The sequence below is a fragment of the Roseobacter sp. FCG-D35 genome, from assembly GCF_033436665.1.
In the GTDB taxonomy this organism is placed as follows: Bacteria; Pseudomonadota; Alphaproteobacteria; order Rhodobacterales; family Rhodobacteraceae; genus JAWQFO01.
The window spans coordinates 56,593-80,403 of sequence record NZ_JAWQFO010000005.1; the positions used below are offsets into that span (position 1 = coordinate 56,593).

A 23,811-nucleotide genomic window follows, 5' to 3' on the forward strand; every position below is an offset into this window, starting at 1 on the left:
AGCCCCGACATGCAGAAACTCATCGTCATCGGCGCAGGCATGGCCACTGGACGGGCGCTGGAACATCTCTTCGAGACCGCGCCCGGCACCTACGAGGTTACACTTTTCAACGCCGAGCCGCGCGGAAACTACAACCGCATCATGCTGTCACCGGTGCTTTCGGGCGAGAAGTCCTACGAGGAAATCGTCATTCACGACGCCGACTGGTACGCCGCGCAAGGCGTCACCTGTCGCTTCGGCGAGAAGGTCGTTGCCATCGACCGGGCTGCGAAAACCGTGACCGCCGAGAACGGCGATACGCTGTCCTACGACAAGCTTCTGTTCGGCACCGGGTCGAACCCGTTCATTATCCCGATGCCGGGACACGACCTCGACGGCGTTATCGCCTACCGCGACCTCGAGGATACGCAGGCGATGATCGACGCCTCCGGCACCCCCGGCGCGCGCGCGGTCGTCATCGGCGGCGGGCTTCTGGGGCTCGAGGCGGCGGCGGGGCTCAGGATGCGCGGCATGGAGGTGACGGTGGTGCACCTCGCCGGGCACCTGATGGAACGCCAGCTCGACGAAGCGGCGGGCTATCTTTTGCGCAAGGCGCTCATGCATCGCGGGATCGAGATCCGCTGCCAGACGAACTCGAAACAGATCCTCGGGGAAAACGGCCGCGTCCGGGCGCTGCAACTCGAGGATGGCGAGGAAATCCCCTGCGACCTACTGGTGATGGCCGTGGGTATCCGGCCCAACGTGCAGCTTGCGCAGGAGGCAGGACTTGCCGTCGCCCGCGGCATCCAGGTCGACGACCAGATGGTGACCTCGGACGAGGACGTGCTGGCCGTCGGCGAATGCGTCGAACACAACGGCGCGCTCTTCGGCCTTGTGGCGCCGCTGTACGATCAGGCCAAGGTGGTCGCCGGAACGCTGGCCGGCGCAACGGCTGCTTTCACTCCGAAGGAGGTCTCGACCAAACTCAAGGTGACCGGATGCGATCTGTTCAGCGCCGGCGATTTCGCGGATGGCGACGGGCGCGAGGACATCGTGTTCCGCGATCCCGCCCGTGGCGTCTACAAGCGCCTGGTGATCGAGAACGACCGCCTGATCGGCGCGGTGATGTATGGCGACACCGCGGACGGCAACTGGTTCTTCGGGTTGATCAAGGATCGCGCAGACATCTCGGGGATGCGCGACACCCTGATCTTCGGGCCCAATTTCGCGGGGGGTGCCCCTGTGGACCCTTTGCAGGCCGTTGCAGCCTTACCGCCTGAGGCGGAGATCTGCGGCTGCAACGGCGTTTGCAAGGGCCAGATCGTCAAGGCCATCGAAGGCGGCGCGCATGACCTCGGCGCGGTGCGGGCCGAAACCAAGGCGTCCGGATCCTGCGGAACCTGCACCGGACTGGTGGAACAGGTTCTGGCGGTCACGCTGGGCGACGACTTCCAGATGCCTGCGGCGCAGCCCGTTTGCGGCTGCACCGACCTCACTCATGAAGACGTGCGCCGCCTGATCAAGTCGAGGGAACTGAAGTCGCAACTGGCGGTCTGGCAAGAGCTTGGCTGGAAGACCAGGGACGGCTGCCATGTCTGCCGGCCGGCGCTGAACTTCTACCTGCTGGCCGACTGGCCGCTCGACTACCTCGACGACCCGCAAAGCCGGTTCATCAACGAACGCAAGCACGCCAATATCCAGAAAGACGGCACCTTCTCGGTCGTGCCGCGCATGTGGGGCGGGATCACCAACCCGACCGAGTTGCGCGCCATCGCCGATGCCGCCGAGAAATATGCCGTGCCCACGGTCAAGGTCACCGGCGGCCAGCGCATCGACCTGCTGGGCGTGCGGTCCGAGGACCTGCCGGCAATCTGGGCCGACCTGAACCGCGCCGGGCTGGTGTCGGGGCACGCCTATTCCAAGGGGCTGCGCACGGTGAAGACCTGTGTCGGCACCGACCATTGCCGCTTTGGCACCCAGGACAGCACCGGGATGGGCATCAAGCTGGAAAAGGCGCTCTGGGGCTCATGGACGCCGCACAAGGTGAAGCTCGCCGTGTCCGGCTGTCCGCGCAACTGCGCCGAGGCGACCTGCAAGGACGTTGGCGTGGTCTGCGTCGACTCGGGCTACGAGGTTGGTGTCGGCGGGGCGGCGGGCATGGACGTGAAAGAGACCGAGCCGCTGGCCAAGGCGAAGACCGAACAGGAGGCGATCGACCTCACCGTGGCCTTCGTCCAGCTCTACCGCGAGAACGCCAAGTACCTCGATCGGCCCTACAAGTGGATCGCCAAGGTCGGACTCGACTGGGTGCGTGCGCGTGTCGTCGACGATCTGCAGGAGCGTCAGGCCCTCATCGACCGCTTCGCGATCAGTCAGAGCGTCTACCAGAAAGACCCCTGGGCCGAACACGCGGCGGAACGCTCTGAGAGCTATCAGCCCCTGACCATCGTGGCGAAGGAGGCCGCGGAATGACCAACTGGATCGACATCGGCCCGCTCGAGGCCATCGCCCCGCGCGGCGCGCGCGTATTGCGCACCGCCTTCGGCTGCATCGCCGTGTTCCGCACCGCCGAGGATGAGGTCTATGCCATCGACAACACCTGCCCGCACCGTGGCGGACCGCTGGCCGAAGGCATCGTGCATGGCCACTCGGTCACCTGCCCGCTGCACAACTGGGTGTTCGACCTGCGCACCGGCGAGGCGCAGGGCTCCGACAGCGGCGCGGTCGGCACCTACGGCATCCGCGTCGAGGCGGGACGTCTCCTGATCGATCCGAAGCACCTCGAAAAGAGGGACGCGGCGTGATCCGGACCACCTGCCCCTATTGCGGCGTCGGCTGCGGCGTTCTCGCCGCGCCCGACGGCGCGGGCGGGCTGGTGGTGAAGGGCGACCCGGATCACCCGGCGAACCGCGGCCGGCTGTGCTCCAAGGGCGCCGCGCTGGGCGAGACCGTGGGCCTCGACGGCCGGCTGCTGGCACCGGTTGTCGACGGCGCGGAAACCGACTGGGACACGGCGCTCGATCGCGTGGCGCAGAGATTCTCCGACGCGATCCGCGACCACGGTCCGGACAGCGTCGCCTTCTACGTCTCGGGCCAGATGCTGACCGAGGACTACTACGTCGCCAACAAGCTGATGAAGGGCTTCATCGGCTCGGCCAACATCGACACCAATTCGCGCCTCTGCATGGCCTCCAGCGTCGCCGGGCACAAGCGCGCCTTCGGTACCGACACGGTTCCGGGCGTCTACGGGGATCTCGAACTGGCCGACCTCGTCGTGCTCGTCGGCTCCAACCTCGCCTGGTGCCATCCGGTGCTCTACCAGCGCATCGCCGCGGCAAAGGCGGCGCGACCGGAGATGAAGATCGTCACGGTCGATCCGCGCGTCACGGCGACCTCGGACCTTGCCGATCTGCACCTCGCGCTGACCCCCGGCAGCGACGTGGCGCTCTTCAATCACCTGCTTGCCGCGATCCAGAAGCGGGGCGCGGTCGACAGCGAATTCGTGCTGGAGCACGTCGCCGACTTCCCTGAGGCGGTGCGGACGGCGCTGTGCAGCGATCCCGAACCGACCGGCCTGAGCCACGCCGAGATCGAGCAGTTCGTGCGGCTCTGGATCGGCACAGAGAAGGTCGTGACGGTCTATTCGCAGGGCGTGAACCAATCCGCGCAGGGCACCGACAAGGTCAACGCGATCCTCAACTGCCACCTCGCCACGGGCCGCATCGGCCGGCCCGGCATGGGCCCGTTCAGCGTGACCGGCCAGCCTAACGCGATGGGCGGGCGCGAGGTCGGCGGGCTCGCCAACCAGTTGGCCGCGCATCTCGATATCGAGAACCCCGCTCACCGCCAGGCCGTGCGCGCCTTCTGGTGCGCCCCGGCCATTCCCGAAACCCCCGGTCTCAAGGCCGTGGAGATGTTCGAGGCGGTGCGCGACGGGCGCATCAAGGCGCTGTGGATCATCTGCACCAACCCGGCGGTGTCGCTGCCCGAAGCCGACGCAGTGCGCGCGGCGATCGCAAGCTGCGCGTTCACGGTGGTTTCCGACTGCACCGCCAAGACCGATACCGCGCGGCTGGCCGATGTGCTGCTGCCGGCCACGACCTGGGGCGAAAAGGACGGCACGGTCACCAATTCCGAGCGTTGCATCAGTCGGCAGCGGCCCGCGTTGCCCGCGCCGGGACAGGCGCGGCACGATTGGGAGATCCTCTCGGAGGTCGGGCGGCGCATGGGCTGGTCGCGGGCCTTCGATTACAGTCACCCGGCCGAGATCTTCGCTGAACATGCCGAGCTGTCTGGCGTGGCTGCGGGCTTGGGCAAGGATTTCGATATCTCGGGTCTCGCCGGTCTCGGACGCTCTGATTACGACGCAATGACCCCGGTCCGCTGGCCGGTGGCCGACTGCAGGACCGGGGGTCGCTTCTTTGGCGACGGTCGGTTCTTTACCAAGGACGGCCGGGCGCGCATGATCGCGGTCAGTGCGCAAGACCGCGTGAGTGCGGACTGGCCCGCGCGCCCCTTTGTGTTGAACACGGGCCGCATCCGCGACCAGTGGCACACGATGACCCGCAGCGGGCAGTCTGCGCGCCTTGCCGGCCACCTTGCCGAACCCTTTGCCGAGATGAACCCCGCGGATGCCGCGCGGCTGGGCGCGAAGCCGTCGGATCTGCTCGAGGTCACCAACGACCACGGGCGGGCGATCCTGCGGGTACTTGTGACCGACCGCGTCGCACCGGGACAGGTCTTTGCACCGATCCACTGGAGCGCCGAGAACGCCAGCGCCGCACGGATCGCCGCGCTGGTGCCCGCAATCATCGACCCGGTGTCGGGTCAACCCGACAGCAAGGCCGCGCGCGTCTCGATCCGCCGATACGATGCCGCTTGGTACGGCTTCGCGGCAAGCGTCGTCCGGCCAACCCCGGACTGCGCCTATTGGGCGCGGGCCAGGACCGCGGCGGGCTGGCGCGTCGAACTGGCGGGTACGCAACCCAAGGCGGACTGGACGGCCTTCGCCCGCGACCTTCTGGGCTGCGCCACGGCAGAGAGCGTGACGATGGACGACGACGCGCGCGGCACGCGGCGGATCGCCTTCCATCAGGAGGGCAGGCTTGTCGCGGTGCTCTTCGCCGGTTCCGAACCGGTCGCCGTATCGCGCCGCCATGTGGCCGACCAGCTCGGCACCGAGGCGCCCGGTATTCTCGCGGGACGTCCCGGAGGCGAGATGCCAGACCCAGGTCAGACGCTTTGCAGTTGCATGGGCGTCGGGATCAACACCATCTCCCGCGCGATCCGCGACGGAGGCCTCACCACCGTCGACGGTGTCGGCGCGGCGACCGGCGCGGGCACGAGCTGCGGCTCGTGCCGGTCCGAGATCGCCGAGCTGATCCTGCGCCTGAAGGTCCCGGAGGCGGCGGAATGAGCTTGGCCAATTTTGTCGCGACGATCGCCCGCGGTCCTTCGCGCGGACGCAGCCTGACGGTTGACGAGGCCCACGCGGCCATGACCGTGATCCTGACCGGAGAGGCCGAACCCGAGGCGATCGGCGCCTTCCTCATGGTGCTGCGCTATCGCGGCGAGACCCCGGAGGAACTTGCCGGTTTCTCGCTGGCGCTGCGCGACGTGCTGCCCGGATGGACCGGCGCGGTCCCGGCTGTCGACTGGCCCTGCTACGCCGCCGGACGCACCCGGGGCCTGCCGTGGTTCCTGCTTTCGGCCCGGCTTGTGGCCTTGGCCGGACTGCCCGTCCTGCTGCATGGCTGGAACGCCTTCCAGACGCCCGTGGCGAGCGTGCGCGACGCCCTTCCGGGCCTCGGCATTCCTGTCGCTGCAACGCCGGACGAGGCCGGAACCCTGCTGCGCGACCACGGCATCGCCTATCTGCCGCTCGAGGCGATGTCGCGCCGGGTGTTCGATCTCATCCGCCTTCGCGAGGTCCTGGGGCTGCGGTCTATCCTCAACACGGCGGTGCGGATGATGAACCCGGGCCACGCCTCCTGCGTGGTGCAGGGCGTCTTTCACCCCGCCTACCGTCCGTTGCAACAAGAGGCGGCGCGGATCGTCGGCCTGCAGAACCTGGCGATCATCAAGGGTGGCGGCGGCGAGTTCGAACGCCACCCGGCAAAGGACGTGACCGTTTACGGGCTGCGCGAAGGGGCCGAGTTCCGAGAAGCCTACCCGGCCCTGCGCGACGACCACCGGCGCCTTTCGGAAAGTACCGAGGACCCCGCTGCGCTCGATCGCCTCTGGCGCGGCGAAAGCACCGAACCCTTCGCGACCGCCATCGTTCTCGGCACGGCCGCGCTTGCGCTCGAAGCCCGGGGCGCGGCCGCGCCCGGTGGCGGCCTCGATCTGGCGCGACGGCTCTGGGCCGATCGTGCTGTCCACGTTGCAGCCTGAGGAGACCGGGTGTGAAGTTCTTTCCGATGTTCATTCGCTGCGCCGGACGCCGGGTCGTGATCGCCGGCGGAGGCGAACAGGCGGCCCAGAAGGCGCGGCTGATGCTCAAGACCGAGGCGCGGATCGTTCTGCTTGCGCCGCATCTCGACGACGAGCTTGCAGCCCTTGTTGCCGATGGCCGCGCCGATCATCACGCCGGCCCGATCACGCCCGCGTGCTTCGAGGACTGCGCGATGTGCTTCGTCGCCACCGGGTGCCCCGCGCTCGATACCACGCTCCATTCGCTGGCCAAGGAGGCCGGCGCGCTTGTGAACGTCGTCGACCGCCCTGAGCTTTGCGATATCACCACGCCGGCGCTGGTCGATCGCGACCCGGTCGTCGTCGCCATCGGTACGGAAGGCACGGCGCCTGTGCTGGCGCGGCAGATCAAGACGCGGGTGGAGGAGATGCTGGCCCCCTCTCTCGGCGGCTACGCGGCGCTTGCCGGACGGTTGCGGGGCGCGGTCGCCGCGCGCCTGCCGCGCGAAAAGCGTCGCGCGTTCTGGCGCTGGGTATTCGACGGCGCACCTCGCGCCGCATGGCAGCGCGGTGCGGAACGCGAGGCGGCACGCCTGCTGAAAGAGGTGATTGCCGGCGAGGCCACCGACACCGGGACACCGCAAGGCTGCATCTCGCTGATCGGCGCCGGTCCCGGGGCGCGCGACCTGCTTACGCTGCGCGCGGTCGAACGTCTTCAGGAGGCCGACGTGATCTTCTACGACCGTCTGGTCGACCCGGACGTTCTGGAACTCGCGCGGCGAGATGCCGAGCGCGTCTGCGTCGGCAAGGAGGTCGGCGGCCATTCCTGGCCGCAGGCGCGTATCGACGCGGTGATCGTCGCCGCGGCGCGATCGGGCAAGCGTGTCGCCCGCCTGAAATCGGGCGACCCGTCGATCTTCGGGCGCGCGACCGAGGAAATCGCCGCCGCCCGCGCCAAGGGAATCCCGGTCGAGATCGTGCCGGGCGTCACCGCCGCCTCGGCCGCCGCCGCCGCCCTCGGGCACCCGCTGAACGAACGCGGCCGGTCTGACACGATCGTGCTCGCCACCGGTGCCTGTCGCGACGGTGACCCTCCACCGGACTGGAGCGAACACGCGCGGCCCGGGACCACGCTTGCCTGGTACATGGCCGTCGGTGCCGCGCAGGCGCTGCGCGACAACCTTCTGCGCGCCGGGATCGGCGGCGACGCGCGGGTCGAGATCGCAGCCTGCGTCAGCACGCCGCGCGAACACCTTCTCGACACCGCGCTGGCCGAGCTTCCGGAAACGTTGCGACGGCACGGCATCTCGGGCCATGCAATCCTGATGCTGACCCTGCCCAAGCCCGCGCAGCAGGCAAGCGTCGCCCTGGCGTCGTAGACCGCGCACAGCGCCTCGGAACCGGTGTGACCACATAGCGGTTGACTCTTCCGCACCAAGGCGGAGGGCGAAATGGCTGAAACGAAGGCGAAGTCGAAACCGAAAACGCGTGGCAAGTCCGGCAACACCGGCAAGGGGTCCGGCGAAGACGGCTCGGGAAATGTACGCAAGCTCGAGAGCCGGGTCTCGGCCTACCGCGATCTGGCCAACGATTACGTCGCCCGGCCTTGCATGATGCGCCCGTCCGAGTTGCGCGGGCTGCGTCGGCGGCTTCACGTGCGCGACACCATCATCGAGGATCACGCGGTCCGCATCGACGAGAAGGCGCAAGGGGCAACCGAGAAGTTCGAGAAGCTCGCGGGATCGCTCTTTTCCTTTTTCCGCGGCACTTCTCTGCTGTTTCACCGCGACATGGCCGGCGAGGACGAAAGGCTGCCCTCGGTGCTGGCTCTGGGTGACGTGCATCCGACGAATTTCGGCATCATGCCGAATGCGGACAACGTGCCGATCTTCGGCGTCAACGATTTCGACGACGTCATCTACGCGCCGTTCAGTTGGGACCTCAAACGCGGGACCACGGGGTTTCTCGTTGCCTCGAAAGAGATTGCGGGCCACGGTCACAAAACCCAACGGAAGATCGTGCGCAGCTTCGTCGAGGGCTACCACGCGCGGATGGGATTCTACGCCGAGCGCGCGCGCGACGCGAGCCAGCAGATGCGACCCGACAACAGCCCCAAGATCATCCGCCAGCTCTTCGACAGCGCCGGCGAAAGCCGGAAGGCGTGGCTTCGGGATCGCTATCTTGACGAGACCGGGCGCGGCTTTCGGGCCAACGCGGAGCTGACGCCGATCTCGAGCCGCGTCGAGGAGTTCCAGAAGCTCATCGACAAGGTGGCCAAGCAGAACGGGATCGAGCCGGGACAGCGCACCGGCGAGCTGCGGGTCAAGGATGTCTGCGTCCGCCACGGACAGGGCACGGCCTCGCTGGGCCTGCCGCGCTACTACTGCCTGATCGAGGGACCGTCCGCGGATGCCACCGACGACATCATCGTCGAGTTCAAGCGCGCGCGGCGCTCGGCGCTGGAAGGGCTGGTGCCCGAAAACGACTTCAACGCCGGCGCGGAAGGCGACCGGATCGCGCACGGACAGGCGGTGCATCTCGCCGAAGGTGACGTGTTCTATGGCAGCGTGGAGATCGACGGCGTGAGCTTCCTCTCGCGCGAGCGCGCGCCCTTCCGCGAGGATGTGGACCTGGACGACCTGTCGAAGAAGCAGTGGAAAGCCTACGCGCACGCCTGCGGCGAGGCCCTGGCACAGGCGCATGCCCGGTCCGATGACGCGGGCCAGCTCGACTATCGGATCGAGCCGCGGATTCTCGAGGCGATGACGCCGCTCGACCTTTTTGTCGACGACATGGTCCGGTTCGGGCGCGAGGCGGTCAAGCGGCTGAAGCGCGACCACAAGTATTTCCGCCGCGACCTGAAGCTCGGCGCCTTCGACATGACCCAGAAGTGGTATCGCTGACCGGCTGTCAGCCCGTCCCGCCGGGGTTCCACCCGCGCCCGTCCCCACCGAACAGCTCGTAGCCGTCCTCGGTCACTGCAAGCGTGTCCTCGAGCTTGATGAACCCGCGTTCGGGATGCAGCATCGTGGTCTCTACCGACAGCACCATGCCGGCCTGAAGCGGCTTCTCGGCGTCGACGCCTTCGTAGGCGACCGGGTGATTGGTCATCAGGAACGGGGCCTCGTGGGTAATCACACCCATGCCATGTGCGAAGAAATCCGTGCAGTCACGGCTGGGTTGGCGACCAAGTTCCGCCTCTCCGGCGGCGATCAGGTCGCCGCCGAGCGCCCCGGCACGGACTTTGGCAAAGGCGGCCTGCTGGACGCTGTCGATCTCGCCCAGAAGATCGATGAGCTGCGCATCCGGCTCCCCGAGACAGCCCATCCGGCAGATGTCGCCGATATAGCCGTCGAGGTTCCCGCCGGAGTCGATCGACAGCACCTCGCCCGGCGCCCAAGCCTGATCCGAGGCGGCGCGGTTGTGCGACGCGCCCAGCGTCAACAGGCAGTATTCGAACTGGAGCCCGCGCGCCGTCTCTTCCTGTCGCAGTCGTTCGATGATCTCGCGCTTCGTCGTTCCCTCCCGCGCCCAGGCCACCGTCGCCTGCATCGACGCGCTGATCCGCTCCGAGGCGTCGCGCAGAAGATCGAGTTCGGCCGCCGATTTGACCGCGCGCAGCCGTTCGAGCAAACCGCCCGCGTTCACCAGCGGCGCGTTGGAGTAGGCGGCCTCGAGCGCCTTGGCGGCATCCGACGGCAGGAACCCGGGCTCGACCCCGATGCGTGGCGAGGCGGGCGCGACCTTTTTAAGGTGCGCGACGGCGGCCTCCATCGCATCCGTCGTGCCCCAGGCCACGGGCATGAAATGCGGTGTCCAGAACGGGGTGTTGGCATGCTCCATGCCTTCCATCTTGTTGCCGACATAGGCGGTCTTGTCCGGCGCGCCCTTCACGTAAGCGATGATCGGCAGATAGCGCGAGTGGCCGATGGCATCCATCGCCGAGAAGAAGATGAAGCGGTAGCCGCCCAGCAGGTACTGCACGTTGTGCTTCGACGTGGCGAGCAGCACGTCGATTCCGGCCTCTTCCATCAGGCTGTCGAGATGATCGAAATCGTAGGGCAGGTCGGTGGCGAGGTCTTTCATCGGTCAGCCTTTCGCGGGGATCAGGTGGAAATCGGGAAGCTCCTTCAGCAGCTCCTCCGGCCCGGCCGGGGCGTAGACGACAAAGATCTGCATCTCCTCGTCGCCGGTGTTCAGGGTCGAGTGAAAGCGGCTTTCGGGAATGAAGACGGTGCAACCCGCGCGCACGGTTTCAGTATGCGGCACACCGTCCTCGTCCTCGACCATCTGCTCGCCTTCGCCCTTGAGGATAAAGATGATCTCTTCGCTGCCCGGGTGGTTGTGGCGGGCGTGACCCTGGCCCGGCGGGACGGTGACGACGGCGGCCGAGAATTGCTGCGCGCCATTGATCTTCGGGCCAAGAGTCACCGAAAGCTGGCCCCAGTCGAACCCGAAGGCGTCGACGTCGCCGGGGTAGCGGTAGAGATCCTTTACATCGGTCATGGCTCACTCCTTTCCGGGCAGCGCCTTGAAGGCGCGGATCTGGTCTGCAATCGCGCGTTCGGCCGGCAGGCGCTCGGCCGAGGACGCGCCATAGAAGCCGTGGATGCGGTCGGCGTGTTTCAGAACGTATCCGGCATCTTCGGGCATGGAGATCGGCCCGCCGTGGCACAGCAGGATCACGTCCTCGCGCACGCCGCGCGCGGCGGCGGCGATGGCGTCGATTTCGGTCACGCACTGGTCGAGCGTCTTGGCGGAGGTCGCCCCGATGGTGCCGCCCGTGGTCACGCCCATGTGCGCGACGATGATGTCTGCGCCGGCTTCCGTCATCGCCACGGCTTCGTCCGGATTGAAGACATAAGGCGTGGTCAGCAGGTCCTGTGCGTACGCCTCGGCGATCATGTCGACCTCGAGCCCGAAGCCCATGCCGGTTTCCTCGAAGCTCTGGCGCATCACGCCGTCGAACAAGCCCACCGTCGGGAAGTTCTGAACGCCGGAAAAGCCCATCGCCTTCAACTCGGTCAGAAACTGCGGCATCAGCACGAAGGGATCGGTGCCGTTCACCCCGGCCAGCACCGGCGTCGACTTGACCACCGGCAACACCTCGACGGCCATTTCCCGGACGATCTCGTTGGCGTTGCCGTAGGCCAGAAGCCCCGCCGCCGATCCGCGCCCGGCCATACGGTAGCGTCCGGAATTGTAGATGATGATGAGGTCGATCCCGCCGGCCTCTTCCGACTTGGCCGAGAGGCCGGTGCCCGCCCCGCCGCCGATGATCGGTTTGCCTTCGGCGATCATCGCGTTGAAGCGGTCGATTATCTGCTTTCGCGGGGTTGAGGGCATCAGGCCTCCGTCAGTTCGAGGTAGGTGTCGGCAAGGGCTTGCGCGAACGCCGCATCGTTGATGTGAAGCGGCAGGCGCCTGATGCGGGTGCGATCTTCGATCGTCTCTTCAAGAGCGTCGAAGAGGGCCGCATCCGCGGCCGGGTCATGGAAGTCGCCGCCTTCGATATCGAGCGCCGACAGGCCCCGTTCCGGGATCAGCAGGCGCACCGGCCCCGCGCAGGCGTTCAGCTTTTCAGCGATCCAGCGCCCGGCTTGGGTGTTCTCCTCGGCCGTGGTGCGCATCAGTGTGACGTTCTGATTGTGGCGGTGAAAATTGCGGTCGGCAAAGCGCTCGGGCACGCTCGACGGCGCCCAGAAGTTCACCATGTCGAGCGCGCCGGGCGCCCCAACCCAGGGGCTGCCTGTCCGGGCGACGACATCAAGCCGGTCCGGCAAGGCGGGCAGGACCCCGCCGCACAGAAGGTCGGCCACTTCCGTGAGCGTGGCGTCGACGAGGCCCGACACGAAGCCTTCGCCCAGAAGCCGCTCCATCGCCTGGCCGCCGGTGCCCGTGGCGTGAAAGACAAGGCAGTCGAACTGCGACGAGAGCCGCTCGGCGACGGCGGTGACGCAGGGCGTGGTGACGCCGAACATCGAAAGCCCGATGGCCGGATTGTCGTCCTGTGCCGCCCGCGGGGGATGCGATGCGGCACCGACCACCGCATGCGCGGCATTCGACAGGATCACGCGGCTGAGCCGGTTCAGCCCGGCGATGTCGGTGACCGACGGCACCATGACGATATCCGAGGTGCCTACGAAAGGTGCCGTGTCGCCCGAGGCGAGGGTCGAGACCATGATCTTCGGGACCCCGTAAGGCAGCGCGCGCATGCCGGCGCAGGCGATCGATGTACCGCCGCCGCCGCCGACGGCGATCATGCCGCAAATCTCCCGCGCGTTCTGCCGGCACCAGGCCGTGAACGCGTCGGACATGGCCGCGACGGCCGCGCCACGCTCCGATCCGCCAAGCACGGCCTCCGCGCCGTCGCGGTGGCAGCAAGCGACCGCGCGCGGGGAGACGTCGGTCTCGGATGTCGTGGCCTGCGTGCTGGTGTCGACCAGCCGGACCTCGTGCCCCTCCGCCGCAATCAGGTCACGCAGGAAGAAAAGCTCGGCACCCTTGGTGTCGGCCGTGCCGACGACGTGTATGGCTGGCATGCCCCCTCCCCGCGGCGCCCGTTCCGCGCCCTTGATACGCGGTTCGAACTGGTCCGACCAGAAGAATCGTGATCCGGCGCGTATGTGGCGAAGGCGCGATACCGAAACCGACGCCGGATCGACGGAAAATAAGGTGCAAAATCCGTCGAATCGGCCGGCGCGCCCGGGGAACATGCGCAGGCGGACCGGTGGAAGGAACGTCTTGACAGATCCGGCAATCTGGTCTTACCAAAAACGGGGGCAGGAATGTCGCGGGCTATCGCCGCAACATTCCGGCGTGACGGAAAAAGGCACAGGGCACAGGCGGCGGGGCAGGAGGAAAAGCCCGAAGTAAGTGCCGCCGATTACCGAAAAAGGGAGGAAAACCAATGACAAACAAGGCCAATAGGCTGCTGTCCGGCGTGGGCGCCCTGGCGCTCATGGCGTCCGGCGCGGCGGCACAGGAACTGACCATCTTCTGGGCCGAGTGGGACCCGGCGAACTACCTGCAGGAACTGGTGAACGAATACGAGGCCGAGACCGGCGTGACGGTCACGGTCGAGACTACACCCTGGTCGGATTTCCAGACCAAGGCCTTCACCGAGTTCAACGCCCGCGGCAGCGCCTACGACATGATCGTCGGCGACAGCCAGTGGCTGGGCGCCGCGTCCGAGGGCGGGCACTACGTCGAGCTCACGGACTTCTTCACCGAGCACAATCTGGGCGAGGTGATGGCGCCGGCGACGGTGAAGTACTACGCAGAGTACCCGGGCAACTCCGGCAAGTTCTGGGCGATCCCGGCCGAGGGTGACGCGGTCGGCTGGTCCTACCGCAAGGACTGGTTTGAGGATCCCGCCGAGATGGAGGCCTTCGAGGCCAAGTACGGCTATCCGCTCGACGTGCCGCAGACCTGGGCGCAGCTCATCGACATCGCCGAGTTCTTCCATCGCCCGGACGAGGACCGCTACGGGATCGCGATCTATACCGACAACTCCTATGACGGTCTGGTGATGGGCGTCGAGAACGCGCTGTTCTCCTACGGGGCCGAGCTGGGTGATTACGAAAGCTACGAGGTCGAAGGCATCCTGAACTCCGAGCAGGCGGTCGCGGGTCTCGAGGCCTACCGCAAGCTCTACGGCTTCACCCCGCCGGGCTGGTCCAAGACCTTCTTCGTCGAGAACAATCAGGCGATCACCGAAAGCCTCGCGGCGATCTCGATGAACTACTTCGCCTTCTTCCCGGCGCTGCTGAACCCGGCGACCAACCCGAATGCGGACGTCACGGGCTTCTTCGCCAACCCGGCCGGACCGGATGGCGACCAGTTCGCCGCTCTTGGCGGGCAGGGCATCTCGATCGTTTCCTACTCGGAGAACATCGACGAATCCTACGCCTTCCTCGAATGGTTCATCCAGGACGACGTGCAGAAGCGCTGGGCGGAATTGGGCGGCTACACGGCCCACGCCAAGACGCTCGAAAGCGAGGAGTTCCGCAACGCCACGCCCTACAACGAGGCGTTCTACCAGACCATGTTCAAGGTCAAGGACTTCTGGGCGGTGCCGGAATACGCCGAACTTCTGACGGCAGCCAACCAGCGGATCTATCCCTACATCGTGGGTGGCGAGGGCACGGCCAAGGAAGTGCTCGACGCGCTGGCCGCGGACTGGACCGAGACCTTCAAGAAATACGGCCGGCTGGACTGAACCGCCGCCGCGCAAACAGCAGGCGGGCGCCGCAAGCGCCCGCCGCATCATCCTGAGACGAGGTGGGACAAGTGGCAGACGTGATGACGAGGCTCGATCCGAAGAGCCGCGCGGCGGCGCGCGGCTGGTCGGACATGACGATCCGAAACCTGTTCATCATTCCGACGATCGCATTCCTGATCATCTTCAACGTCTTTCCGCTGCTCTATTCGCTCTGGACGTCCTTCACCGATTACCGCGCCTCGACCTTGGCCCCCGCGCAATGGGTCGGGCTCGCCAATTTCCGCGAGCTGCTGAACGACCCGTTCATCTGGCGCAACTTCACGATCACCGCGAAATACGTTTTGATCTCGGTCACAGGACAGGTGCTCGTGGGCTTCGGGCTCGCCATGCTGCTCAACCGCAAGATCCCGCTGAAGGGCCTGATCACGACGCTGCTGCTCTTGCCGATGATGCTGTCGCCGGCTGTGGTCGGCCTGTTCTGGAAGCTGCTCTACGATCCGTCTTTCGGCATCATCAACTACTTCCTCGGCCTGGGGAAATTCGAGTGGCTCGCCGATCCGCAGATGGCGCTCTGGGCGGTCGCCGTGGTCGACATCTGGATGTGGTCGCCGTTCGTGATGCTGCTGTCGCTGGCCGGGCTGTCGGCGGTGCCGAAGCACCTCTACGAAGCCGCCGAGATCGACCGGGCCGGACCCTTCTACACCTTCTTCCGGATCACCCTGCCGCTGGTCGCGCCGATCCTGATGATCGCGATCATCTTCCGCACGATGGAGGCCTTCAAGACCTTCGACCATGCCTACATCCTGTCCTCGCAGCCGACGACCGAGCTGATCGCGATCCGGCTCTACAAGATGGCCTTCCTCGAATGGCAGACCGGGATGAGTTCGGCCTTCGCCTACATCGTGCTGATCATGGTGGTGGCGATCACCAACATCTACGTGAAGTATCTCAACAAGGTGAAGGCGCGCTGACATGGCCGAAGTGAAGACACAAGGCGAGCGCATCCTGAACAAGGTCGCCATCGCGGCCGTGCTCTTGGCGGTCGTCGTCATGCTGACGCCGATCTTCTGGATCACCGCCACGGCGTTCAAGCCGCGCAACCTAGCGACCACCGTGCCGCCGACGGTGTTCTTCGAGCCGACGCTGTCGCCCTATGCCAAGCTCTTCACCAAGCGCAGCCAGCTGCGCGGCCCGGTCGAGGACGAGGTCTACGAGGCCGCGCCCTGGTGGGAAAAGCTGGTCTACGACGGCGGCGAACAGGTGGTGAAGAACCGCAAGACCGGCGAGATCACGAGTTCGGGCTATGGTGATCGCTACCTCAACTCGTTGATCGTCTCGATCGTGTCGACCTTCCTCGCGGTGTCGATGGGAACGCTGACCGCCTACGGCTTTTCACGCTTCAGGGTGCCGGGCGAACAGGACTGGCTGTTCTTCATCCTATCGACGCGCATGCTGCCACCGGTCGTCGTCGCCATTCCGATGTTCCTGATGTACCGCGCGGTCGGGCTTTACGACACGCATGTCGGGCTGATCATCCTCTACACCGCCTTCAACCTGTCGTTCGCGGTCTGGATCATGAAGGGCTTCATCGACGAGATCCCGCGCGAGTATGAGGAGGCGGCGTTGGTCGACGGCTACACGCGCCTGCAGGCGTTCTTCAAGATCGTGCTGCCCGAGGCGCTGACCGGCATCGCCGCCACCGCCGTCTTCTGCTTCATCGTCGCCTGGAACGAATACGCCTTCGCGCTGATGATGACCTCGCGCAACGCCCAGACCGCACCGCCCTACATCCCCAGCCAGGTCGGGTCGGGCCTGCCGGACTGGACCGTGATCGCGGCCGGCGCCTTCCTGTTCCTGCTGCCCGTGGCGATCTTCACCTTCCTTCTGCGCAACCACCTGCTGCGCGGCATGTCCTTCGGAGCGATCCGCAAATGACCTTTCGCGAGATGAACACGCGCTGGTTCGAACCGGGCGCGCAATGGGTGATGATCGCGGGGCTGGTGTTCCTCTGCCAGCCCTGGGTCGAGTTCCTGCACCGCTACGGGTTGACGGTGATCATCTTCGGCCTGATCGCCTTTATCGTCACCAGCCACATCGCACCCGAGCCGGAAGTCGAGGACGAGGAAGAGGACGAGTTGTACTGATGGCGCGGATCGAGCTGACCAACGTCGAGAAATACTTCGGCTCCGTCCAGGTGCTGAAGGACATGAACCTCGTGATCGAGGACGGCGAGTTCGTAGTGATGCTGGGCCAGTCAGGCTGCGGCAAGACAACGACCCTGCGCGCCATCGCCGGGCTCGAGACCGCGACGTCCGGCACCATCACGATCGACGGCGAGGAGGTGCAGGACAAGAAGGCCGCCGATCGCGACATCGCCTTCGTCTTCCAGTCCTTCTCGCTCTACCCGCACATGACGGTCTACGAGAACATCGCCTTTCCGCTGCGCGCGGTACGCATGGGCCAGTCCGATCGCGAGGCGGCAGTGCGCGAAGTGGCGCAGGTCCTCGGCATCGAACGGTTGCTGCCCAAACGCCCCTCGGCGTTGTCGGGCGGCGACATGCAGCGTGTCGCCATCGGGCGGGCGCTGGTGCGCCGGCCGAAGGCGCTGTTGATGGACGAACCCATCGGGGCACTCGACGCCAAGCTGCGCGAGCAGATGCGCGCCGAGATCAAGCGCCTGCACATCGCGCGCAACTCGACCTCGGTCTACGTCACGCACGATCAGGTCGAGGCGATGTCGCTGGCCGACCGCATCGTCATCATGCACGACGGTGTGCTGCAACAGGTCGGCGCTCCGGACGAGGTCTATCTGCATCCCGCGAACCTCTTCGTGGCGCAATTCGTCGGATCTCCGGTGATGAACGTCTCTGACATCACCGTCGAGGGCGACGGCACCGATGCCGTGCTGCGCGTCGGTGGCGGGCAGGGGTTCCATGTGCCGGGGCAGGTCGTCGGCCACCTCGGCAAAGGCGCGGTGACGCTGGGCATCCGGCCCGAGGCGGTGCTGCTGTCGCACCAGCCCGGTGACGGCTACGTCGAGACCGAAACCACCAACATCGAGCCCCTGGGCAGCCACGACATCGTCGACGTGCGGGTCGGCGACACGACGCTGCGCGCGCGCTGTGATGCGGGCTTCTCGAAAGGCGAGGGCGAAAAGCTCTGGGTCTCGCTCGACCCGCACCGGGCACATTTCTTCGATGCCGCGAACGGCCAGTCGCTGAGGAGGGCCGTCTGATGGCGCGGATCGAACTGGAGAACGTCACCAAACGCTACGGGGCCAACCGGGCGCTGAAGGACCTGAGCCTGACGGTCGAGGACGGCGAGTTCTTCGTGCTGCTCGGACGCACCGGGGCCGGCAAGACGACGACCCTGCGGGTGATCGCGGGGCTCGAGAAACCCGACGAAGGCCGGGTGCTGATCGGCAACAAGGATGTCAGCGACTGGACTGCCGCCGAGCGGGACGTGGCGTTGGTGCTGCAGCAGTATTCGCTTTATCCGCGTCTGTCCGTGCGCGGAAATCTCGAGTTTCCGCTCAAGTCGAAAATCCGGGCCTTCGACGCCGACCAGATCGCGCGCCGGGTGGACCGCGCGGCGAAGACGCTGCAGATCGAGCATCTGCTCGACCGCAAGGTCGAGCGTCTGTCAGGTGGCGAGATGCAGCGCGTCTCGATCGGTCGGGCCATCGTGCGCGATCCGTCGGTGTTCCTGATGGACGAACCGCTTTCGGCGCTTGATGCCAAGCTGCGCGAGGTGCTGCGGGTCGAGCTCAAGGCGATTCACAATGACCTCGGCGCGACGTTTCTCTTCGTGACCCACGACCAGGTCGAGGCAATGTCGATGGGCGACAAGATCGGCGTGCTGCGCAACGGCCGCCTGGTACAGGTCGGCACGCCCTCGGACATCTACGAGCGCCCGCGCAACGTCTTCGTCGCGCGTTCGGTGGGTTCGCCGCCGATGAACCTGATCGAGGGGCAGCTTGGAGGCGATGGCGCACAGGTCCAGGGCGTTTCGCTTCCCGTGGGCTCGATCAAGGGCGGCGGCGCGGTCACCTTCGGGGTCCGGCCCGAGAACATCGTGATCGAAACGGGCGCGCCGATGGAGGCGCGCGTCTTCGACATCGAGGACCAGGGCGTGGTCAAGATCCTTGCCCTCGACATGGGCGAGACGCGGCTGCATGCCACGGTGCCCGCCGGGGCCAGGTTCAGCCGCGACGAGACCATCCGCTTTGGCTGGAAGCCCGACCGCATCCTGACTTTCGATCCCGAGACCGGCGCGAATCTCGCGGTTGCGTAACCTCGAACTCAGGCGCCGAAGCGCTGGCGGTAGAGGTCGACCGCGTCGGGATTCACGAGGTTCTTCGGCAGTTGGCCGCGCAGGATGCGCTCGACCTCGGAAACGACGCCCTCACCCATCCGCAGCATGCTTTCTTCGGTGATGCCGGCCATATGCGGCGTCAGGATCACGTTGGGCAGCCCAAGTAGCGCGTGTGAATGCGGCAGGGGCTGGCGGTCGAAAACGTCGATCGCGGCCCCGCCAAGGCGACCGTCACACAGGGCCTCGACCAGAGCCTTTTCCACCACCACCGGCCCGCGCGCCACGTTGATCAGGATGGCACCGGGTTTCATCTTGGCGATGCGGCCAGCGTGGATCAGCCCCTTGGTCTCGGCAGTCAACGGACAGCAGAGCACGACCACGTCGGACTGCGCCAGAAGCGCGTCGAGCGACATCGCGGCGATACCCTCTTCGACGGCATCGGGCCGGCGCGTGTGGTAGAGCACCGACATGCCGAAGCCGTGCCGTGCGATACGCGAAACGGCGGTGCCGACGTTGCCCATCCCGACGATGCCGATGGTCTTGCCAGAAAGCTCGCGCCCATGATCGGAATGCGCCCTCGCCTCGGTCCAGCCGTGCAGGCGAAGGTCCTTGTCGACGCGCGGGTAGCGGCGCAGCAGCGCCATGGCCGACCAGATTGCGTGCTCGGCGACGGTGACGGCGTTCACGCCCGGAACATTCGCGACCAGGATGCCGCGCCCGGTGGCGGCCGCGACCGGGATCATGTCGAGCCCCGCGCCATGCCGGACCATCGCCTGCAGCCCGTCCTCGCGGGCGACGACGTCTTCCGGGATCGGCGCGCGCACGACGATGACCCGGGCGCCGGCGCTTTGCTCGGAGATCGCGTCGGGCGTCGGCGCGCTTGCGACCCTGTAATCGCCGAGCGCGGTCAGCGCATCCGTGACTGATGGGTGCAGCGGATGGGTCGAGAAGATCACCGGCGCGCTCATGTCAGTCGCGCCGCTTCTGGCCGGGTTCGAGGATTTCGCTCCAGTAACTCATCGCTCCGCGAAGATGCGAGACCATGAGCGCCGAGGCAAGCGTCGCGTCGCGCTGCACCAGCGCATCGAAGATCTGCCGGTGCTCGTCGTGAGACTTTCTGTTGCGCTCGGGGTCCTTGAAGTAGACCTGTAGACGCGCGCCGCCGAGTTCGTAGAAGGTCGTGCAGATGCCCAGAAAGACCGAATTCTGCGTCGCCCGCACGATCTCGAGATGGAATTCCTGGTCAAGCGCGTCGAGCCCCTGGCCATTGGCGATCCGCGTTTCGGAGCGCGCCAGCACGTCGCGAATGCGATCGAAGTTCTCCTCCTCGGCGCGTTCGGCGGCAAGCTCGGCGGCCTTGACCTCGTGGATCTTGCGCAGCTCGACCGCCTCGTAGATCTGGCGGTTTTCCAGCGGCAGCCCCGCACGGGCGAAAAAGCTCATCGCCTCGATGCCGCTCTGGTCCTCGTTGACGTAGATGCCCGACTTGGCCCGGCGCTCGATGACCTGAATCGCCTCGAGGATCGCCAGGGCCTCGCGCACCTGACCGCGGCTGACCGAGAAATGCTCGGCCAGATCGCGTTCGGACGGCGCCTTGCCGCCGTTCTGCCGCGCCGCCGACAGCAGGTAAGCCGCAATCGCGGGAAGGAATTCCTGTTCTTTCAGCGGTCCGTCCTGCATCGTCAGCGTTTCGTGAACCGTTCGATCACGTCCTCGTTCATGTCAAGGCCGAGGCCGGGCGTATCGGGCAGGGCGATGCGGCCGTTACGGACCTCGACCTTCTCTTTCGACAGATCATGGATCATCGGGTTGGCCCCGAGCGAGAACTCGACGAGGTAACCCGCGGGTGACGCCGCGATAACCTGCAAGCCGGCAAAGAAGGCCGGGGCACCGGCCCAGAGATGCGGCGCGAGGCGCAGGTTGAACGCCGACGCCAGCGCCCCGATGCGCATCGCCTCGGTGATGCCGCCGCAGAAGGCCGGGTCGGGTTGCAGGATGTCAGCCGCACGACGCGCGGCGAGATCCGCGAAATCGAAGCGCGTACACTCGGATTCGCCCACGGCGACGGGGATATGGGTGCTGCGCCGGAACTCCGCCAATCCGGCGTGATCGTCCGCCGTCACCGGCTCTTCGAACCACGCGAGGTCGCAGCCCGCGACCATCGCGGCAAAGCGCCGGGCCTCGGCGACGGTGAAAGTGCCATGCGCGTCGACCATGATGTCGATGCCCGGCCCCAGCGCCTTGCGCGCGGCCTGAACCCGCCCGGCCGAGACATGCGCCGCGCCGTCCATCGACCCGACGCGCATCTTGACCGCTCCGAAACCGCCGGCATCGACGTAGGATTGTAGTTGTTTGCCGATCCCTGCTGCGTCCGCCCAGCCGCCCGAGGCATAGGCCGGCAGGCTGTCCGCGCTGCGCCCGCCAAGCAGCGACCAGACCGGTTCGCCCAAGGCCTTGCCGCGAATGTCCCAGAGCGCGATGTCGATGGCGCTGATGGCCGCGACCGTCAGCCCGCGCCGGGCCAGTTCCGGCATGACGTGGCCACGGTCGGCGGCACCCTGCGCGCGCGAGCCGTTATAGAGCGACTCCCAGATCGGCGTGATCTCGGACGCGTCGCGCCCGATGAGCCTCGGTCCGAACTCGTGGTTCAGCAGATGCACGAGCGTGCCGTACGCGCCTGCGCTGCCAGCGGCGTTCTTGCCTTCCCCCCAGCCGACGATCCCGTCCTCGGTCTCGATCCGCAGGATCGCGGCATCGAAGGTGCGCAGCCGCCCGAAGTCGCTGACATGCTGCCGCGACTCCTCGATCGGGATCTGGACCCAGCGTGCCTCTACCGATTTTATGCGCATCGGCGCCGCTCCTCTCGGTGGCGCGGGCGGCCCGGGGCCGCCGGCCGTGTTCGCTTACTTGATCAGCGGCAGAAGCGTTTCGGCGGTGATGCGCATCTGGTCGGCGTAGAAGGATTCCGTCAGCAGCGACGAGCCGTGGTCCTGGATGAACTGGAGCTGTTCCGGCGAGATATCGACCGGGTCGGTTTCGACCATGTCTGGGTATATCGCCGCCGGGGTCCGGTCGACGGGGGCCACGAATTCGTTGGTCAGCGCACCGTCATAGCCGATGTCCTTGAGCGTCGAGACGATCTTTGCCCAGTCGAGATGCCCGAGCCCTGCGGCAAAGCGGTTGTTGTCGGCGACGTGGAAATCGAACAGCCGGTCGCCGGCAAGACGGATCGCCTCGTAGATGTCGCTTTCCTCCATGTTAAGGTGGTAGGCGTCGAGGCAGACGCCGCATTCCGGGCTGACCGCATCTGCAAGCGCCAGCGCCTGTGCGCAGCGGTTGAAGAGGTAGGTCTCGAACCGGTTGAGCGGCTCCACGGCGATCTTGACGCCTTTCTGCTGGGAATGGGCGAAGCATTCCCTGGTCGCGTCGACCACCCATTTCCATTCCTCTTCCGGCGTCGCATCCGGCACCACCTTTCCGACCGTGGCCGGGACCAGCGTGACGATCTCGCCTTCGAGTTCGGAGACCATGGTGATCACGGATTTGACGTAGTCGACGGACTTGGCGCGCTGGCCCTCGTCCTTGGCGGCGAGGTTCCGGTCGCCGAGCGTCAGCGTCACCGCCCCCCAGCAGCGCATGCCCTCGTCCTTGAGCAGTTTCAGGGTTTCCTTGGTGTCGTACTGGGTCGGCTCGCCCGAGATCTCGATCGATTCGTACCCGAACTGCTTGATCCGCCGCACCGTCGTTTCGATCGGCTCCGCACGCATCCAATTGTGTGTCGACAAGTGCATCTGTGTCCTCCCCTGACGGTCTGCCTTGTTGGCGAAGGGCCCGCCTTCGCGAATTCTGGTATGACCAGATTGCGACGGATGCGGCAATGGCGTCAAGCGGCCAATTTGGCACCCATCAGGGTGAAAGTGATGCCTCCGCTGCGCATAGTTCCGCGATTTGCCCGAGATCCCCGGCGTCGGGTCGACCTTGACGCAGACAGTGAACTTGCATTTGGTATGACCAGATAGCACGGGAGGGCGCATGCAGATCGGAATGAACATGTTCCTGTGGACGACCAACGTCGGTCGGGACCACGAGGAACTGCTTGCGGATATTCGCGCCACGGGGTTCGACGGGGTCGAGATCCCGGTGTTCGAGGGCGGCCCCGACGATTACGCCGGCCTTGCCCGGATGCTCGACGGTCTCGATCTCGACCGCACCGCCGTTTCGGCGCTGGGCGATCCCGCGTTCGACCTCGTTTCGGCGGACGCGCAGGTGCGGGCGGCTGCGGTCGCGCGGATGAAGGAGGTGGTCGATTGCACCGCCGCGCTTGGGGCGCAAGTCGTGGCCGGCCCATTGCATTCCGTGCTTGGCCAGTTCTCCGGCAGCGGCCCGACCGAGGACGAGTTGGAACGCGCCGCCAACAGCCTTCGGCAGGTGGGCGAACATGCCGCCGCGGCGGAGGTCATCGTGGCGCTGGAGGCGTTGAACCGGTTCGAATGCTATCTGGTCAACACGATGGACGATCTGGCCGCGCTTCTGCGCCGGATCGAGCACCCGAACCTGCGCGCGATGTACGACACGTTCCATGCCAATATCGAGGAGACCGACCCGCAGGGCGCATTGCGGCGCAACGCGGATGACGTGGTGCATATCCATATCTCCGAGAACGACCGCGGCGTGCCGGGACGCGGCAACATTCCCTGGGACGAGACATTCGCCACCATCCGCGACATCGGCTATGACGGCTGGCTGACCATCGAATCCTTCGGGCGCGGTCTGCCGGATCTCGCCGCCGCCACCAAGGTCTGGCGCGATTTCGCGGAAAGTCCCGAGGCGGTCTATCGCGAGGGCTATGCCCATATCGCGGGCCACCTCGGCCGGCACTGACG

21 protein-coding genes are annotated in these 23,811 nt (G+C 66.4%); 13 read left to right on the forward strand and 8 right to left on the reverse strand.

The window, feature by feature from the left end; all coding sequences use genetic code 11:
* Window positions 1-9: 9 nt before the first annotated feature.
* The 6 genes from nirB to R5H30_RS13045 all read left to right on the forward strand — a co-directional run bounded on the left by nirB (window position 10) and on the right by R5H30_RS13045 (window position 9,293).
* Entirely contained in the window at window positions 10-2,451 is a 2,442-nt protein-coding gene (gene nirB, locus R5H30_RS13020; RefSeq protein ID WP_318328849.1) for a nitrite reductase large subunit NirB, read from the forward strand.
* Entirely contained in the window at window positions 2,448-2,783 is a 336-nt protein-coding gene (gene nirD, locus R5H30_RS13025; protein ID WP_318328850.1) for a nitrite reductase small subunit NirD, read from the forward strand. The genes nirB and nirD overlap by 4 nt, the downstream gene beginning before the upstream one ends.
* Window positions 2,780-5,395 (forward strand): molybdopterin-dependent oxidoreductase, encoded by a 2,616-nt coding sequence (locus R5H30_RS13030; RefSeq protein ID WP_318328851.1) that lies wholly within the window; start codon window positions 2,780-2,782, stop codon window positions 5,393-5,395. Before nirD ends, R5H30_RS13030 begins: the two co-directional genes overlap by 4 nt.
* Window positions 5,392-6,372, forward strand: a complete 981-nt coding sequence (locus R5H30_RS13035; RefSeq protein ID WP_318328852.1) for a glycosyl transferase family protein — start codon at window positions 5,392-5,394, stop codon at window positions 6,370-6,372. Before R5H30_RS13030 ends, R5H30_RS13035 begins: the two co-directional genes overlap by 4 nt.
* Window positions 6,373-6,383: 11 nt before the next feature.
* Complete coding sequence (gene cysG, locus R5H30_RS13040) at window positions 6,384-7,769, forward strand: siroheme synthase CysG (protein ID WP_318328853.1); 1,386 nt, start codon at window positions 6,384-6,386, stop codon at window positions 7,767-7,769.
* Window positions 7,770-7,841: 72 nt separating this feature from the next.
* Window positions 7,842-9,293, forward strand: a complete 1,452-nt coding sequence (locus R5H30_RS13045; protein WP_318328855.1) for a DUF2252 domain-containing protein — start codon at window positions 7,842-7,844, stop codon at window positions 9,291-9,293.
* A 7-nt stretch (window positions 9,294-9,300) separates the two neighbouring features.
* On the opposite strand, the gene R5H30_RS13050 is transcribed toward R5H30_RS13045, so the two are convergent.
* The 4 genes from R5H30_RS13050 to R5H30_RS13065 are packed head-to-tail and all read right to left on the reverse strand — an operon-like array spanning window position 9,301 to window position 12,932.
* Window positions 9,301-10,476, reverse strand: coding sequence for a M24 family metallopeptidase (locus R5H30_RS13050; RefSeq protein ID WP_318328856.1), 1,176 nt, complete (start codon window positions 10,474-10,476; stop codon window positions 9,301-9,303).
* Window positions 10,477-10,479: 3 nt separating this feature from the next.
* Complete coding sequence (locus tag R5H30_RS13055; protein WP_318328857.1) at window positions 10,480-10,896, reverse strand: cupin domain-containing protein; 417 nt, start codon at window positions 10,894-10,896, stop codon at window positions 10,480-10,482.
* A gap of 3 nt (window positions 10,897-10,899) precedes the next feature.
* On the reverse strand, window positions 10,900-11,736 hold the full coding sequence (locus tag R5H30_RS13060) for a phosphoenolpyruvate hydrolase family protein (protein WP_318328858.1): 837 nt from the start codon (window positions 11,734-11,736) through the stop codon (window positions 10,900-10,902).
* Window positions 11,736-12,932 (reverse strand): Tm-1-like ATP-binding domain-containing protein, encoded by a 1,197-nt coding sequence (locus tag R5H30_RS13065; RefSeq protein WP_318328860.1) that lies wholly within the window; start codon window positions 12,930-12,932, stop codon window positions 11,736-11,738. Before R5H30_RS13065 ends, R5H30_RS13060 begins: the two co-directional genes overlap by 1 nt.
* A 368-nt stretch (window positions 12,933-13,300) precedes the next feature.
* Between R5H30_RS13065 and R5H30_RS13070 the strand changes: the two genes are divergently transcribed.
* The 6 genes from R5H30_RS13070 (at window position 13,301) to R5H30_RS13095 (ending at window position 18,907) form a co-directional block, all read left to right on the forward strand.
* Window positions 13,301-14,611 (forward strand): ABC transporter substrate-binding protein, encoded by a 1,311-nt coding sequence (locus R5H30_RS13070; protein ID WP_318328861.1) that lies wholly within the window; start codon window positions 13,301-13,303, stop codon window positions 14,609-14,611.
* 71 nt (window positions 14,612-14,682) lie between these two features.
* Window positions 14,683-15,585, forward strand: coding sequence for a carbohydrate ABC transporter permease (locus tag R5H30_RS13075; protein ID WP_318328862.1), 903 nt, complete (start codon window positions 14,683-14,685; stop codon window positions 15,583-15,585).
* Window position 15,586: 1 nt separating this feature from the next.
* Complete coding sequence (locus R5H30_RS13080; protein WP_318328863.1) at window positions 15,587-16,549, forward strand: carbohydrate ABC transporter permease; 963 nt, start codon at window positions 15,587-15,589, stop codon at window positions 16,547-16,549.
* Entirely contained in the window at window positions 16,546-16,758 is a 213-nt protein-coding gene (locus R5H30_RS13085; RefSeq protein WP_318328864.1) for a hypothetical protein, read from the forward strand. Before R5H30_RS13080 ends, R5H30_RS13085 begins: the two co-directional genes overlap by 4 nt.
* Window positions 16,758-17,849: an ABC transporter ATP-binding protein gene (locus R5H30_RS13090; RefSeq protein WP_318328865.1), complete on the forward strand. Its 1,092-nt coding sequence runs from the start codon at window positions 16,758-16,760 to the stop codon at window positions 17,847-17,849. The genes R5H30_RS13085 and R5H30_RS13090 overlap by 1 nt, the downstream gene beginning before the upstream one ends.
* Window positions 17,849-18,907 (forward strand): ABC transporter ATP-binding protein, encoded by a 1,059-nt coding sequence (locus R5H30_RS13095; protein ID WP_318328866.1) that lies wholly within the window; start codon window positions 17,849-17,851, stop codon window positions 18,905-18,907. The genes R5H30_RS13090 and R5H30_RS13095 overlap by 1 nt, the downstream gene beginning before the upstream one ends.
* 8 nt (window positions 18,908-18,915) lie before the next feature.
* On the opposite strand, the gene R5H30_RS13100 is transcribed toward R5H30_RS13095, so the two are convergent.
* Genes R5H30_RS13100 through R5H30_RS13115 form a run of 4 tightly spaced genes read right to left on the reverse strand, consistent with a single transcriptional unit; the run spans window position 18,916 to window position 22,695 of the window.
* Window positions 18,916-19,896 carry a 2-hydroxyacid dehydrogenase gene (locus R5H30_RS13100; protein ID WP_318328867.1) on the reverse strand — a complete coding sequence of 327 codons (981 nt, stop codon included), beginning with the start codon at window positions 19,894-19,896 and terminating at the stop codon, window positions 18,916-18,918.
* A 1-nt stretch (window position 19,897) separates the two neighbouring features.
* Window positions 19,898-20,608: a FadR/GntR family transcriptional regulator gene (locus tag R5H30_RS13105; protein WP_318328868.1), complete on the reverse strand. Its 711-nt coding sequence runs from the start codon at window positions 20,606-20,608 to the stop codon at window positions 19,898-19,900.
* 2 nt (window positions 20,609-20,610) lie between these two features.
* On the reverse strand, window positions 20,611-21,777 hold the full coding sequence (locus R5H30_RS13110) for a mandelate racemase/muconate lactonizing enzyme family protein (RefSeq protein ID WP_318328869.1): 1,167 nt from the start codon (window positions 21,775-21,777) through the stop codon (window positions 20,611-20,613).
* Window positions 21,778-21,831: 54 nt separating this feature from the next.
* Window positions 21,832-22,695, reverse strand: coding sequence for a sugar phosphate isomerase/epimerase family protein (locus tag R5H30_RS13115; protein WP_318328871.1), 864 nt, complete (start codon window positions 22,693-22,695; stop codon window positions 21,832-21,834).
* A 265-nt stretch (window positions 22,696-22,960) separates the two neighbouring features.
* Here R5H30_RS13115 and R5H30_RS13120 point away from each other — a divergent pair, with 265 nt between their 5' ends.
* Window positions 22,961-23,809 carry a sugar phosphate isomerase/epimerase family protein gene (locus R5H30_RS13120; RefSeq protein ID WP_318328872.1) on the forward strand — a complete coding sequence of 283 codons (849 nt, stop codon included), beginning with the start codon at window positions 22,961-22,963 and terminating at the stop codon, window positions 23,807-23,809.
* The last annotated feature ends 2 nt before the right edge of the window (window positions 23,810-23,811 follow it).

Coding starts and splice junctions, on each gene's coding strand:
- R5H30_RS13050 (WP_318328856.1), bottom strand. CDS start 10,476: ATGAAAGACCTCGCCACCGACCTGCCCTACGATTTCGATCATCTCGAC.
- nirB (WP_318328849.1), top strand. CDS start 10: ATGCAGAAACTCATCGTCATCGGCGCAGGCATGGCCACTGGACGGGCG.
- R5H30_RS13085 (WP_318328864.1), top strand. CDS start 16,546: ATGACCTTTCGCGAGATGAACACGCGCTGGTTCGAACCGGGCGCGCAA.
- R5H30_RS13060 (WP_318328858.1), bottom strand. CDS start 11,736: ATGCCCTCAACCCCGCGAAAGCAGATAATCGACCGCTTCAACGCGATG.
- nirD (WP_318328850.1), top strand. CDS start 2,448: ATGACCAACTGGATCGACATCGGCCCGCTCGAGGCCATCGCCCCGCGC.
- R5H30_RS13045 (WP_318328855.1), top strand. CDS start 7,842: ATGGCTGAAACGAAGGCGAAGTCGAAACCGAAAACGCGTGGCAAGTCC.
- R5H30_RS13100 (WP_318328867.1), bottom strand. CDS start 19,896: ATGAGCGCGCCGGTGATCTTCTCGACCCATCCGCTGCACCCATCAGTC.
- R5H30_RS13035 (WP_318328852.1), top strand. CDS start 5,392: ATGAGCTTGGCCAATTTTGTCGCGACGATCGCCCGCGGTCCTTCGCGC.
- R5H30_RS13090 (WP_318328865.1), top strand. CDS start 16,758: ATGGCGCGGATCGAGCTGACCAACGTCGAGAAATACTTCGGCTCCGTC.
- R5H30_RS13070 (WP_318328861.1), top strand. CDS start 13,301: ATGACAAACAAGGCCAATAGGCTGCTGTCCGGCGTGGGCGCCCTGGCG.
- R5H30_RS13080 (WP_318328863.1), top strand. CDS start 15,587: ATGGCCGAAGTGAAGACACAAGGCGAGCGCATCCTGAACAAGGTCGCC.
- R5H30_RS13120 (WP_318328872.1), top strand. CDS start 22,961: ATGCAGATCGGAATGAACATGTTCCTGTGGACGACCAACGTCGGTCGG.
- R5H30_RS13110 (WP_318328869.1), bottom strand. CDS start 21,777: ATGCGCATAAAATCGGTAGAGGCACGCTGGGTCCAGATCCCGATCGAG.
- R5H30_RS13115 (WP_318328871.1), bottom strand. CDS start 22,695: ATGCGTGCGGAGCCGATCGAAACGACGGTGCGGCGGATCAAGCAGTTC.
- R5H30_RS13105 (WP_318328868.1), bottom strand. CDS start 20,608: ATGCAGGACGGACCGCTGAAAGAACAGGAATTCCTTCCCGCGATTGCG.
- R5H30_RS13065 (WP_318328860.1), bottom strand. CDS start 12,932: ATGCCAGCCATACACGTCGTCGGCACGGCCGACACCAAGGGTGCCGAG.
- R5H30_RS13095 (WP_318328866.1), top strand. CDS start 17,849: ATGGCGCGGATCGAACTGGAGAACGTCACCAAACGCTACGGGGCCAAC.
- R5H30_RS13055 (WP_318328857.1), bottom strand. CDS start 10,896: ATGACCGATGTAAAGGATCTCTACCGCTACCCCGGCGACGTCGACGCC.